Genomic DNA, 13,390 nt, shown 5'->3' with positions numbered 1-13,390 from the left:
TCACGAGCGCCGCGCCGCCGCCATCCTGCGCGAGGAAATGCCCGGAGTCGCGATTTCGCTGTCGTGCGAAGTCTCGCCCGAAATGCGCGAGTACGAGCGTTTTTCGACCACCGCCGCCAATGCCTATGTCCAGCCGCTGGTCGATGCCTACCTGCGCCGTCTCGAAGGGCGGCTGACCGAGATGGGCTTCACCTGCCCGCTCTATCTGATGCTGTCCTCGGGCGGGCTCACCACCGTCGATACCGCCGCGCGCTTCCCGGTGCGTCTGGTCGAGAGCGGCCCGGCAGGCGGCGCGATCTTTGCAGCCTCCGTCGCCAGCGAATGCGGCGAGGATCGCGTTCTGGCGCTCGACGTCGGCGGCACCACCGCCAAGATCTGCCTGATCAACGACGGCGCACCGCAGACCTCGCAGGTCTTCGAAGTCGGCCGCGCCCACCGCTTCCGCAAGGGCAGCGGCCTGCCCCTGCGCATCCCCGTCGTCGAGATGGTGGAGATCGGCGCGGGCGGCGGCTCGATCGCCTCGGTGGACAGCGCCGGACGCCTCGCGGTCGGTCCGCATAGCGCAGGCTCGGAGCCTGGCCCCGCCGCCTACGGTCGCGGCGGCACCCGCCCGACCGTGACCGATGCCGATATCGCGCTCGGCCGGATCGATCCTTCGCGCTTTGCCGGTGGCAAGGTCACGCTTTCGCCCGAAAAGTCCGACGCCGCGCTGGCGGGCCTTGGCCTGTGGGACGGGCAAGCGAAGACATTGGCGGTTGGCGTCAGCGAGATCGTGGACGAGACAATGGCCAGCGCCGCGCGCGTCCATGCCGTGGAACAGGGCATGACACTCGACGAGCGCGCGCTGATCGCCTTTGGCGGCGCGGCCCCGCTCCACGCGGTCAGCTTTGCCGAGAAGCTGGGCATCGGCCGGGTGATCGTACCATCGGGCGCAGGCGTCGGCTCCGCCGTCGGCTTCCTGCGCGCACCGGTTTCCTACGAGGTCGCCCGCAGCCTCACCATGCACCTCGACCATGCCGATATCGCCCGCCTCAACGCCCTGCTCGATGAGATGGCGGGCGAAGCGCGCGCGCTCGTCTCCACTGGGGCGCCAGGCGCCGCGCAGACCGAAAAGCGTGTCTGCCTCGCCCGCTATCAGGGACAGGGCTACGAAATTCCCTTCGAATTTCCCGCCCGCACCCTCACCATCGACGACGTGGCGGTGCTGCGCGAAGGCTTCGAGAACGCCTATCGCGCGCAATATGGCGGCATAACGCTGGACCTGCCGATCGAGATGCTGACCTGGCGCGTCACCGTCAGTGCCGGGGGCTTCGCCTCGACGCTGGACGGCGCCGCCACGGCACCCGATGCCACCGCCACCCCGGTCGGCTCGCGCCGCGTGGTCGATCCGGCCACGGGTCAGGCGATGGACTTCGCGCTCTATGCCCGCGAGGCGATGCAGCCCGGTGAGCGCTTCTCCGGCCCTGCCCTCGTCGCCGAGCGCGAGACCACCACGGTCGTCTCCCCCCGTTTCGATGGCCGCATGGACGAGCGCGGCTATCTGGTCCTCACCCGCCGCGCAGCAGGAGTCCCGGCATGACCTCTTCTTCCGACGCGCTCACCCAGCTGCGCATGCAGGTGATCTGGACCCGCCTGATCTCGATCGTCGAGGAGCAGGCGCAGACGCTGATGCGCACCGCCTTCTCCACCACCGTGCGCGACGCGGGCGACCTTTCCGCCGCGCTGTTCGACCTTGAGGGCCGTCTGGTGGCCGAAGCCGTCACCGGCACGCCGGGCCACGTCAACTCGATGGCCGAGGGCGTGCGCCACTTCCTCAACAAGTTCCCGGTCGAGACGATGAAGCAGGGCGACCACTTCATCACCAACGATCCCTGGCTGACCGCCGGGCACCTGCATGACGTCACCGTCGTCTCGCCGGCGTTCCACGAAGGCAAGGTCGTCGGCCTGTTCGGCGTGTGCTGCCATCAGGTCGATATCGGCGGGCTGGGTCAGGGGCCGGACGGGCGTTCGATCTACGAGGAAGGCCTGCAGATCCCGCTGATGAAGCTGGCAGACGGCGGCAGGCTCAATCAGGACCTGATCGATATCCTGTGCCAGAACGTGCGCATGCCGATGCAGGTGAAGGGCGACGTGCTCTCCTACATCACCAGCAACGAAGCCGCCGCGCGGCGTCTGTCCGCGATGCTGGGCGAGTTCGCGATGGCCGATCTTCAGGGCGTGGCGGACTACATCGTCGCCCAGTCGCTCGCAGCCACGAAGGCGGAAATCGCCAAGCTGCCCGACGGCCAGTGGACCAGCACGCTGGTGATCGACGGCTACGACAAGCCCGTGACCATCGTCGGCACCCTGACCATCGCCGGCGATACGCTGACGATGGACTACGAAGGCACCGATCCGTGCCTGCCGCGCGGCATCAACGTGGTACTCAACTACTGCCGCGCCTATACCGTGTTCGGCCTGCGCTGCGTGATTTCGCCCGAAGTGCCCAACAACTTCGGTGCGCTCGATCCCTTCGTCGTGACCGCGCCCGAAGGCTCGATCCTCAACGTCCAGCGCCCCTGGCCGGTCGCCGCGCGCCATGTCATCGGCCAGATGCTGCCCGACGTGGTATTCGGCTGCCTCTCGCAAGCAATCCCGGACCGGGTTCCGGCGGAAGGTTCCTCGTGCCTGTGGTCGGTCCAGCTGCGCGGCAACCTTCCCGCAAAAGGGAACTGTCAGGCAGGCGATCCGTTCGACGCGATCTTCTTCAATTCGGGCGGTTCGGGCGCCCGGCCCGAGCAGGACGGCCTTTCGGGCACCGCCTTCCCCAGCGGCGTGCGCGCCATGCCGGTGGAAGTGACCGAAAGCGCCGCCCCGATCGTCATCTGGCGCAAGGAACTGCGGACCGACAGCGGCGGCGCGGGCGAGCGACGCGGTGGCCTTGGCCAGACGGTCGAAGTCGCCATGCGCGACGGTTCCGGCTTCGAGGTGCTGGCGATGTTCGAGCGGGTCGAGCGCCCCGCCAAAGGCCGCGACGGCGGGCATGACGGTGCGGCGGGCGTCGTCACCACCTCGGGCGGCAAGCCGATGCGCGCCAAGGGGCTTCAGACGATCCCGGCAGGCGAGCGTCTGGTGCTGGAAATCCCCGGCGGCGCAGGCCTCGGCAATCCCGCCACCCGCGCGCCCGACAAGATCGCCCACGACATCGCCGAAGGCATGGTCAGCGCCGAGGCTGCAAAGCGCGATTACGGGTTTGCGGGTTAGAAAAACGTGACTCGCCTCTCCCTGTCTCCAAGCAGCAGGGAGAGGATAATCCTCGACATGATCGGTCGTTGCGCAGCTCCAGTTTCATGCTAACTTTTTAAGGCATGAACTGGGAATTCGCTCCTCTCTCCATCGTTTTCGTTGCCATCTACGATTGGGGACTGGTCTCGCGCGCATCGATGATGATGCCCGGCACCGGTTATCGGTACTGGCCATTCCGGACACCAAAGGCAGTGAGCCTGGCTGCTCTTTGCCTTGTGACCTTCTTCACCGCCCTGTTGTTGCAGCCCCCCTCCCGGACAACAAGATTTGGGAAACGCTGCCGTTTTTCGGCATGCTTATCATCCACGGCATCATAACTTTTTTCGATCTGCTCCGTCAGAAGCGCATCTTATCGCAAGCCCGAAACGAAACAGGCTGATCGGGAATTGCTTCCGAACAACGGCCCCCTCACCCCTCCAGCCCGACTTCCGGCTCGATACCCACCTCGTGTTCGAGATCGGCGTCGTCCTCTTCGGACTCCGGGTCGTAGAGATCGGCACCGGGAATCGTCGGCAGCGATCGGCACTCGTTGAGATCGCGAGACATCTGCCTTGCGAAGCGCGATTACGGGTTTGCGGGGTAAGGCCAAAGCCCGTGCGACGCTTGAGCCTTTTCAAGGCGTGATGCGTCGCATCTCGGCGTCTTGACGAAGGAATCACCGCTCGCCTCTCTCGTAACAGGGAGAGGCGAGCGGCATTCGCCAGCCTCTCAGGCTAGCCTTTCGCCTATGTCGATCCGGTTGCCATCGGGATCGGCAAACACGAAGGCGCGCTGGCCGTAGTCCTTGTCGGCGAGGCCCTTGATGATGCGAACGCCCGCCGCCTCGCAGATGGCATAAAGGCCCGCCACATCGCTGACGAACATGTGCATGACATTGACCGTCGAAGGCGTGTGATCGGCCTTCCGGCTCAGGTGGATCTCGGCCTGATCCTTCTTCATCACCATGAAGCCAACAGGATCGCCATTCTCGAAGACCTTGCGAAAACCAAGGACGCGAGAATAGAAATCGTGAGCGGCGTGGATATCGCGAACACAAATTCCCGGCGCCACGCGCCCGAATACGATACCGCCTGACGCGGATTCCATCGCGGACTCTGCCATCGTCTCTTCCTTTTCAGGCAGGGGCGGCGGTGCGCATGCCGGTTACGGAGCGGTGTCCGGACCTGTTTGCTGCGGTGTTATCGCCGGTGTGTCAACGCCGCGCTTGTGTTATGCAGGGCACCTGCCCTCACCCCTCCAGCCCCACCTCCGGCTCGATACCCACCTCGTGTTCGAGATCGGCATCGTCCTCTTCTGACTCGGGGTCGTATATGTCGGCGCCGGGGATCGTCGGCAGCGAGCGGCATTCGTTGAGATCGCGTGACATCTGCTCGGCGAACTTGGCCGCGACCAGCGGCAGCGGGCGGCCTTTCAGCTGGCCGAGCACCAGCGGCCCGTAAGTGCGGTCGATATCGCTGATCCGGCGCACCGCGAAGCGCGGATCGTTGCGCCACACGTCGGCGCCGATATCGATCTGGAAGGTGATGAGATCGCTCGTCGCCACCAGTTCGCCGAGGAAATCGAAGCTGTTGGCTTCCACCGCGACATTCAGCTTGGCCGAGGCCGAGAGCAGCCGGTTCTCGACGATCTCGCGCCCGCCAAAGGCCATGTCGGGCATCGCCACTTCGTAGTGCGCGCATTCGCGCAGGCGCAGCACGTCCTTTTCGGCGAGCGGATGGTCCGCCGCCATCACCGCGACCAGCCCTGCCCGATCGACATGATCGGATGCAGTTCGGACGAGCGCAGCGGGCGGAAGATCAGCACGAGGTCCATCTCGTACTCCATCAGCGCGCGGACCGCCGTGTTGTGGTCCGTCACCGTGACCTTGAACTTCACGTTGGGGTGCTTCTTGCGGAAGTCCGAGACGTGGCGCAGCACGAAGCTGCGCGCCACCGCCTGGCTGCACGCGATCCGCACTTCGCCGCGCTGGAGCCCTTCCAGCTCCTCGATCTGCGAATAGACCCGGCGCAGTTCGGCGCCCTGCAACCTGATCCAGCCGATCAGCACTTCACCCGCCGCTGTCAGCCGCACGCCCGAGGTGTGCCGCTCGAAGATCATCGCCTTCAGATCGTGCTCCACGTCCTGAATGCGGCGCAGCAGCGCCGAGGGCGTGACGTTGAGGCGCTCTGCCGCCTGCCGCACCGAGCCCACGCGGGCGACTTCGTCGATATATTGCCAGATACGCTGGTTGCGTAGCGCCATGGGGCTGCTCCGTTCACATTTAGGCTACACCGCGCCGGAGGTTTAGCATCACTTCGGCAACGGCACATCCTTTATCAAAGCCGTGTGAACGGACAGATATGAAATGCCTTCAGTCAGTCTATATTTTACGAACAATAAATAATCAACAGCATTATTTTCGATGAGAGACCTTTTCGGACAATGCATTTTGCCATGGTGGATAGATGAATCTCGACCTTAAAGACAAAGTTGTCATTGTTACCGGCGCTGGAAAAGGCATGGGACCGGCCATTTGCCAGAGTTTCGCCGAAGAAGGCGCGAAACTCGTGCTGATCGGACGCGACACCGGTGCGCTCGATAGTCTGAAGGCTGATCTTTCGTCTTTGGTCGAGGCTCTCGTCGTGCGTTGTGATGTGACCGTGCCTGCCGATTGCGAGGCCGCCGTCGCCACGACCGAGGCCACTTTTGGACGCGTCGATGTGCTGGTGAACGTCGCAGGCGGCACCGGCCCTGTCGGCGCGACGGCGTGGGAGACGAGCCCGGAAGGTTTCGACGAGATCGTCCAGCTCAACATGGGCGGCTGCTTCCTGATGATGCGCGCGGTGCTGCCGGGCATGACCGGGCGGCGCTATGGCAAGATCGTCAACGTCGGCGGCACCTTCGGGATGCGCGGGCGCGCCGGGCGCATGGCCTACTCGGCCTCCAAGTGGGGCCTTCGCGGCATCACCAAGTCCACCGCGATCGAGGCGGGGCCGTACAACGTCAACGTCAACATCGTTGCCCCCGGCATGGTGGACGGGCCGCGTTTCCGCACCAAGGTCATGCCCGGCATGGCCGCCGCGCGCGGGATGACCGAGGACGAGGTGATCGCCGAACATGCCGAGGAATATGCGCTGCGCCGCATCTCCACTGCGCAGGACGTGGCATCCGCCTGCCTGTTCCTCGCCTCCGACGTCTCGCGCCAGATCACCGGCGTCGACCTGCCGGTCGACGGTGGCTGGGCCGCGCTCTGAGACCTTCTGAACCTTTGAATTCTTGACGGAAAGAACCATGAAAGCCGATATCGTCATCAACGGCGCCACGCTCGTCACCGACAGCGCCATGTTCGCAGCCTCGATCGCCATCAAGGACGGCGCGATCCTCTCGATCGGCGCGGCCGAAGCCATGCCCGAGGCCGGCGAGGTGGTCGACGCCACCGGCAAGTACGTGCTGCCCGGCGCCATCGACGCCCATGTCCACTTCCGCGATCCGGGCTATACCCACAAGGAAACCTGGGAGACCGGCACCGCCAGCGCGGCCATGGGCGGCGTGACGACGGTGTTCGAGATGCCCAACACCAACCCGCCCACCGGCACGGTCGATGCGCTCAACATGAAGCTGGAATCGGCGAAGAAAGCCTATGTCGATTTCGGCATCTACGGCCTGCTGGGCGAGGACAACCTCGACCAGCTGGAAGCCCTGATCGAAGGCGGCGTCGCCGGGTTCAAGTGCTTCATGGGCAATACGTTCGGCAACCTGCCCTCGCCGCCCAGCGGCGCGATCCTCGAAGGGTTCGAGATCGTCGCCAAGCACGGCTACCGCGTCGCGCTCCATGCCGAGAACGCCTCGATCATGGCGCGCCGCTCGAAGATCCTGCGCGAGAACGACTGCTGCGATCCCCTCGCCCACCTCGATGCACGTCCGCCCGTCGTCGCCGTCGAAGCCGTCGCCCGCGCGGCGATCCTCGCGGAATGGACCGGCGCGCGCATCCACGTGCTGCACGTCTCCTCGGGCGACGAACTGCGCCCGCTGCGCGAGGCCAAGGCGCGCGGCGTCGACATCACCGCAGAGACCTGTCCGCACTACCTGCTGCTGGACGAGCACGCCTATACCGAGAAGGGCTCGCTGATCCGCGTCAATCCGCCGGTGCGCGAGAAGACCCATCAGGACCAGCTGTGGCAGGGCGTTGCCGACGGCACGATCGACATGATCGCCACCGATCACGCCCCCCACAGCCATGCCGAAAAGCACAACGAGGATATCTGGCGCGCCGACTGCGGCTTTACCGGCGTGCAAACGCAGATGCCGCTGATGCTGACGCAAGTCGCCAACGGTCGCATGACGCTGACCCAATACGTGCGCATGACCTCGCTCGCTCCGGCCAAGGCCTTCGGGCTCTATCCGCGCAAGGGTGCGCTGCTGCCGGGCTCGGACGCCGATATCGTCGTCATCGATCCGACCAAGACGATCACGGTCGATTCCGCCGAGCTGAAGTCCAAGGGCTCGTCCACGCCGTTCCAGGGCTTCGAGACCACCGGCGCGCCGATCCATACGCTGGTGCGCGGACGTTTCGTGATGCGCGATGGCGAACTGTGCACCGACGCGATGGGCCATGGCCTCAACGTGCGCCGCGTGCAGCAGATGCCGACGCCGACGCCGAAGAACACCCACACCACCACCAGGGCCATTCTGGAAAAGCGCGGCAAGACCTACTGAAGTCAGGCTGAAATCAGACCGCCTTTCCTTTCCGCTTCCCTCACTCGGGCGGGCCCGCCATGATGCGGTGCCCGCCTTTTTTCTAATTTCTCACAATTGTTTAGAACAAGATACCGGAGCCCAGAGATGCCGATTTCCCTCCTTCAGGCCCAGACCATCGTTGCCGAAGTCCTGCTGAAAGCCCGCGAAATGGAGCTGAAGCCGATCACCGTCGCGGTGCTGGACCACGGCGCCAGCCTGATCGCCTTCGCGCGCGAGGACGGCTCTCCGCTGCTGCGCCCGCAGGTCGCCTCGGGCAAGGCCGCGACGGCACTGGCGATGGGCACCTCCTCGCGCAAGGTCGCGGAAATGGCGGCGGAACGCCCTTCGTTCGTCGCCGCGCTGGGTGCCATCGCGCCGCAGGGTATCCTCCCGGCGGCAGGCGGCGTGCTGGTGGTCGATGACGCGGGTCTGGCAATCGGCGCGGTGGGCGTCAGCGGCGATACCTCGGACAACGACGAGGTCTGCGCGCTGGCCGCCATCGCCGCCGCAGGCCTGACTGCCAAGGCCTGAGGAACGCTGCGATGACCACACCTTACGAAACCCGCGCCGGTCTCTCGGTAGACCCGGCGCTCTGCGCCTTCCTCGAAGCGGACGCCCTGCCGGCACCGGCATCGCACCCGAGGCATTCTGGACCGATCTCGCCGCTCTGCTCGCGCGCTTCACCCCGCGCAATGCCGAACTGCTGGCTACCCGCGACGATCTTCAGGCCAAACTCGACGCCTGGCACGAAGCGCACGCAGGCAAGCCACTCGACGAGGCGGAATACCACGCCTGCCTCACCGAGATCGGCTATCTGGTGCCGGAGCCCGCGCCCTTCGCCATCGCCCCGCAGAACGTCGATCCCGAACTCGCGAAGATCGCGGGCGCGCAACTGGTGGTGCCGGTGCTCAACGCGCGGTTCCTGCTCAACGCCGCAAATGCGCGCTGGGGCAGCCTCTACGATGCGCTCTATGGCACCGACGCCCTTTCCCACGCCGAATCCGGCAGCGCCCAAGGTCCGGGCTACGATCCGCAGCGCGGCGCCGAAGTGATCGCCTGGGGCCGCCGGTTCCTCGACAGCGCCGTGCCGCTCGCAGAAGGATCATGGACCGATTTCGCAGGCGGCGATCCGGTGCTGGCCGATCCTGCCGCGCTGATCGGACGCAGCGGCGCCAACCTGCTGCTGCGCCATCATGGCCTGCACATTGAGATCGTGATCGATCCCGCACACCCCATCGGCGCGACCGATCCCGCGCATATCGCCGATATCCAGCTGGAAGCGGCGGTCTCCACCATCGTCGATCTGGAAGATTCGGTCGCGGCGGTGGACGGCACCGACAAGCGCGACAGCTATGCCAACTGGCTGGGGCTGATGAAGGGCGATCTGGTCGCGACTTTCACCAAGGACGGGCGCGAGATGACGCGCCGCCTCGCAGCGGACTGTACCTATACCGCGCTGGATGGCAGCGCCCTTGCGCTCAAGGGCCGCAGCCTGCTGCTGGTGCGCAATGTCGGCCATCTGATGACCACGCCTGCGGTGCTGATGCCCGATGGCTCGGAAGCCTTCGAGGGGCTGCTCGACGCCGTTATCACTAGCCTGATCGCCCTGCATGACCTGAAGAGCGAGGGCCCCTTGCGCAACAGCGCGACGGGCTCGGTCTATATCGTCAAACCCAAGATGCACGGCCCCACCGAGGCCGCTTTCGCCAACGACGTGTTCGATGCGGTTGAGGACATGCTCGGCCTTGCCCGCCACACCGTGAAGATCGGCGTGATGGACGAGGAACGCCGCACCAGCGCCAACCTTGCCGCCTGCATCGCGGCGGTGAAGGATCGCGTGGTCTTCGTGAACACCGGCTTCCTCGACCGCACGGGGGACGAGATCCACACCTCGATGCGCGCAGGCGCCATGCTGCCCAAGGGCGCGATGAAAACCACCGACTGGATTGCCGCCTACGAGAACCGCAACGTGCAGATCGCCCTCGCCTGCGGCTTCGCTGGCGCTGCACAGATCGGCAAGGGCATGTGGGCCGCGCCCGACCGGATGGCGGACATGCTGGCGCAGAAGATCGCCCACCCGCAAAGCGGCGCCAGCACCGCCTGGGTGCCCTCCCCCACCGCCGCCGTGCTGCACGCCACGCACTATCACGCGCTCGATGTCGCTGCGCGTCAGGCACAGCGCAGTGCCGAGCCGGTCGCCCCGCTTGCCGACCTGCTGCGCGTGCCTCTCGCCGGTTCGGTCAACTGGACGCCCGAGCAGATCGCCCGCGAACTCGACAACAATGCGCAAGGCATCCTCGGCTATGTCGTGCGCTGGATCGACCAGGGCGTCGGCTGCTCCAAGGTGCCCGATATCGACGATGTGGGCCTGATGGAGGATCGCGCAACCCTTCGCATTTCCGCGCAGTCGCTGGGCAACTGGCTGCTGCACGGGGTGTGCTCGGCAGATGAGGTCGATGCGGCACTGCTGCGTATGGCCGCGAAAGTCGATGCCCAGAATGCAGGCGATCCGGCCTACCGTGCGATGGCGCCCGATCCGCAAGCCTCGGTTGCGTTCAGGGCCGCCCGCGCGCTGGTGTTCGAAGCTGTGGAACAGCCCAGCGGCTATACCGAGCCTCTGCTCCACCGCTTCCGGCGCGAACGAAAGGCGCTGGACGCCCTGTGAGACGCAAAGAAGGGGAGCCATGGGCTCCCCTTCGTTTTTGCGCAGCATTGGCGCTCTGAAGGCCTTCTGCGGGCCAGATCAGGCGGTGGAAGCAGCGCCCTTCCCTTCCCGACCGTGCACATGCTTGTAATGTAGTCCCACCGCTAGCGAGAGCAGTCCTGCCAGCACCGCCACGCCCAGCGACCAGCGCGGGCCCATCGTGTGGGCAACCCACCCTACCACCGGCGCTCCGATCGGCGTTCCACCGAGCGCGACGCCGACGCGGATCGCCATGACCCGCCCGCGCATCTCCGGCTCGCTCGATAGCTGCATCAAGGTGTTGGAACTGTTGGTGATCGTCAGCGAGGCCAGCCCCACCACCACCAGCGCGCCTGCGAACAGGTAATAGTCCGGCGCCAGTGCCGCCAGCGTGCAGCCGAAGGCGAACAGCGCCGATCCGCGCACCAGATAGCCGAAACCCGGCTCGTCGCGCCGTGCGGCCATGAAGGCCCCGGTCACGGTTCCCAGCGCCACGGCGGAACTCAGCAGGCCATACCCCGCCGCATTCGAGTGGAACACCTGCACGGCCATCGTCGAGATGAAGATCGGGAAGTTCAGACCAAACGTGCCGATCAGGAACAGCATGATCAGGATCGCGCGCAAGTCCGGGCGTTTCCAGACGTATCGGAACCCTTCCAGCAAGGCGCCCTTCTTGCGCGGGGCCCTCACCCCGGCGTTCAGCTCGCTGCGCCGCATGAACAGCAGCGAGATCAGCACGCCGATAAAGGAGATGCCGTTGATCAGGAACGCCCAGCCCGTCCCCACCGCGCCGATGCACAATCCCGCCGCTGCAGGGCCAACCATGCGGGCGGCATTGAACGAGGTGGAATTGAGCGCCACGGCATTCGCCAGATCGTCTTCGCCGACCAGATCGCCCACGAAGGTCTGGCGCGCCGGCGCATCGAGCGCGGCTGCCGATCCGAACAGGAACGCGAAAATGTAGACCTGCCACAGCTGGGCCACACCGAAGATGACGAGCAGCCCCAGTGCGAGCGACAGGATACCCATCGCGGCCTGCGTGAAGATCAGCAGCTTGCGCCGGTCCATCCGGTCGGCGGCAAGCCCCGACAGCGGCAGCAGCAGCAACTGGGGCGCGAACTGCAAGGCCATGACCAGACCGACCGCCCGCGCATCGTGGTGCGTCAGCTGGGTCAGCACCAGCCAGTCCTGCGCGGTGCGCTGCATCCACGTTCCGATATTGGAGATGACCGCCCCGCCTGCCCACAACCGATAGTTGTAATGCTTGAGCGAGCGCAGCGCCCCCTTGCGGGGAGCAGCGCTGCCTTCCGGTCGGGAATAAGGCGCGATGGTCATGGTCAGCTCTTCGCGATCCGGTTGAACACATCGAGTGCGATGCCCAGCGCATCCTTCTCTTCCTCGGTCAGCCGGGACACCGCCTGCCCCAGCCAGGCCCGCTTTAGCAGTCGCTGCTGTTCGCGGGCGGCAATACCCTCGGCCGTCAGTTCGTAAAGCATCTGGCGGGCGTCGTTGGGATCTGCCGAACGGATCACGAGACCAAGCTTTTCGAGGCTGCCGAGAGTGGAGCCCATCGACTGCGGCTTGACGCCTTCCAGCCTGGCAAGGTCGGCGGTTGTTGCAAGTCCTTGCTTGTGCAGGCGGATAAGCGCGGAAATCTGGGATAGCGTAAGCTCGTCAGGATTGGTTTCCGCCCGTAAGCGGCGGCGTAGGGTACCGATGGAGCGGAGCAGTTCCTCCACGAGATGTTCTGTTGGAATGTCGGTCATGTCCGGCGATATGGTCCTAGGAAGGTAAACTTGCAAGCTTACCTTCCGAAATTTTCAGGGAGTGATTCGCGCTGTTAAAAGGGACGCTCAGGAATGGGTTCTGTCCGTGCCTTTATTGAAGGCTTTTGCCGGTCACGACTGCCAATGTGGTGCAAACCGGGTTGCGGCTTGGCGACCTCACCCTTTCCTCGTCTCAAAGAGACTTCTGAAGGGTTAGAAAGGTTTTTAGAGGAATCTGTTACAAGGTTACCGGCCGCCAGCCTTCCCGTGACTCGCGCTTGGTCCATGAGTCGCGGAAAGGGGCCGTTCCTGTTGTGACGCTCCTGCGTTCCCGGAATGTCGACCGTGGTGTTCCCGTTGTGACGACCTTGCGTTCCCGATAGGCCGAACCCTTGGAATTGTCGCGTTCCCGGAGTGTCGAAGCGTTCAATCAGGCATGGGTTGTCCACAGCGATTGAATTACTTTCCCGACCCCTCGCCCGAAGGACGTTCAACTCTGCATGGTGGCGCGTGCTCCGCTCGGGGTGATCTGCAGATGACGGTTTATGACGCGACACTTCGGGAACGTGCGGGAGCGCGACAGATCTGTCAGGGCGTCCGGTCTTGGCCGGTGATCTGATCGCGATAGATGTGTTCCGGGTTTAAAGGACGCTCTGCCTGCGGGATGAAGTCCGCATGATCGGCAAGGCGTAGAAGAGCTGCTTCGGGAGCGTGATGGCACGGCGCGAGGCTGGCGCTGTATGCCGACAGTTTGGTTGCCGCCAAACAAGCGCCGTTGATGATGTGAGAGGCGCTTTTCCGCTTTATGGTATGACGCATGGAGCAGGTGCTCGCCCTGCCCTGCCCTGCCCTGCCCTGCCCTGCCCTGCCCCTCATCCTTGAGCACTTCCACGAAGCACTTGGAGAGCCGGACTTTGATGTTGGAGGGGATGCCGGAAGA

At 65.0% G+C, this 13,390-nt stretch carries 12 protein-coding genes and 1 pseudogene; 6 read left to right on the top strand and 7 right to left on the bottom strand.

The features are described from left to right. Nucleotides 1-37 precede the first annotated feature (37 nt). Nucleotides 38-1,579: a hydantoinase/oxoprolinase family protein gene (locus CI805_RS15070; protein WP_409934987.1), complete on the top strand. Its 1,542-nt coding sequence runs from the start codon at nucleotides 38-40 to the stop codon at nucleotides 1,577-1,579. After that, nucleotides 1,576-3,243 carry a hydantoinase B/oxoprolinase family protein gene (locus CI805_RS15065; RefSeq protein ID WP_260928914.1) on the top strand — a complete coding sequence of 556 codons (1,668 nt, stop codon included), beginning with the start codon at nucleotides 1,576-1,578 and terminating at the stop codon, nucleotides 3,241-3,243. Before CI805_RS15070 ends, CI805_RS15065 begins: the two co-directional genes overlap by 4 nt. A 450-nt stretch (nucleotides 3,244-3,693) precedes the next feature. On the opposite strand, the gene CI805_RS15060 is transcribed toward CI805_RS15065, so the two are convergent. The 4 genes from CI805_RS15060 to CI805_RS15045 all read right to left on the bottom strand — a co-directional run bounded on the left by CI805_RS15060 (nucleotide 3,694) and on the right by CI805_RS15045 (nucleotide 5,526). After that, nucleotides 3,694-3,831, bottom strand: coding sequence for a hypothetical protein (locus tag CI805_RS15060; protein ID WP_260928913.1), 138 nt, complete (start codon nucleotides 3,829-3,831; stop codon nucleotides 3,694-3,696). Nucleotides 3,832-3,993: 162 nt separating this feature from the next. Next, entirely contained in the window at nucleotides 3,994-4,386 is a 393-nt protein-coding gene (locus CI805_RS15055; protein ID WP_260928912.1) for a VOC family protein, read from the bottom strand. 127 nt (nucleotides 4,387-4,513) lie between these two features. After that, nucleotides 4,514-5,014 carry a LysR family transcriptional regulator substrate-binding protein gene (locus CI805_RS15050; RefSeq protein WP_260928910.1) on the bottom strand — a complete coding sequence of 167 codons (501 nt, stop codon included), beginning with the start codon at nucleotides 5,012-5,014 and terminating at the stop codon, nucleotides 4,514-4,516. Next, nucleotides 5,014-5,526 carry a LysR family transcriptional regulator gene (locus tag CI805_RS15045; RefSeq protein WP_260928909.1) on the bottom strand — a complete coding sequence of 171 codons (513 nt, stop codon included), beginning with the start codon at nucleotides 5,524-5,526 and terminating at the stop codon, nucleotides 5,014-5,016. Before CI805_RS15045 ends, CI805_RS15050 begins: the two co-directional genes overlap by 1 nt. A gap of 203 nt (nucleotides 5,527-5,729) precedes the next feature. Between CI805_RS15045 and CI805_RS15040 the strand changes: the two genes are divergently transcribed. The 4 genes and pseudogenes from CI805_RS15040 (at nucleotide 5,730) to CI805_RS15025 (ending at nucleotide 10,666) form a co-directional block, all read left to right on the top strand. Beyond that, entirely contained in the window at nucleotides 5,730-6,518 is a 789-nt protein-coding gene (locus CI805_RS15040; RefSeq protein ID WP_260928908.1) for an SDR family NAD(P)-dependent oxidoreductase, read from the top strand. A 37-nt stretch (nucleotides 6,519-6,555) separates the two neighbouring features. Further along, nucleotides 6,556-7,980: an allantoinase AllB gene (gene allB / locus CI805_RS15035; RefSeq protein WP_260928907.1), complete on the top strand. Its 1,425-nt coding sequence runs from the start codon at nucleotides 6,556-6,558 to the stop codon at nucleotides 7,978-7,980. Nucleotides 7,981-8,106: 126 nt separating this feature from the next. After that, nucleotides 8,107-8,532 (top strand): GlcG/HbpS family heme-binding protein, encoded by a 426-nt coding sequence (locus tag CI805_RS15030; RefSeq protein ID WP_260928906.1) that lies wholly within the window; start codon nucleotides 8,107-8,109, stop codon nucleotides 8,530-8,532. Nucleotides 8,533-8,543: 11 nt separating this feature from the next. Beyond that, nucleotides 8,544-10,666 (top strand): annotated as a pseudogene (locus tag CI805_RS15025) (malate synthase G). A gap of 78 nt (nucleotides 10,667-10,744) precedes the next feature. Here CI805_RS15025 and CI805_RS15020 read toward each other — a convergent pair. From CI805_RS15020 to CI805_RS15010, 3 genes are all read right to left on the bottom strand, one after another. Beyond that, nucleotides 10,745-12,019, bottom strand: coding sequence for an MFS transporter (locus CI805_RS15020; RefSeq protein ID WP_260928905.1), 1,275 nt, complete (start codon nucleotides 12,017-12,019; stop codon nucleotides 10,745-10,747). A gap of 2 nt (nucleotides 12,020-12,021) precedes the next feature. Continuing rightward, entirely contained in the window at nucleotides 12,022-12,450 is a 429-nt protein-coding gene (locus CI805_RS15015; protein ID WP_260928904.1) for a MarR family winged helix-turn-helix transcriptional regulator, read from the bottom strand. Between the two features lie 588 nt (nucleotides 12,451-13,038). After that, nucleotides 13,039-13,269 (bottom strand): hypothetical protein, encoded by a 231-nt coding sequence (locus CI805_RS15010; RefSeq protein WP_260928903.1) that lies wholly within the window; start codon nucleotides 13,267-13,269, stop codon nucleotides 13,039-13,041. Nucleotides 13,270-13,390 lie beyond the last annotated feature (121 nt).

This window comes from Novosphingobium sp. 9 (assembly GCF_025340265.1).
Lineage (GTDB): Bacteria > Pseudomonadota > Alphaproteobacteria > Sphingomonadales > Sphingomonadaceae > Novosphingobium.
Note: the sequence above shows the minus strand (reverse complement) of the source record. Positions and strands in the feature narration are given on the sequence as shown.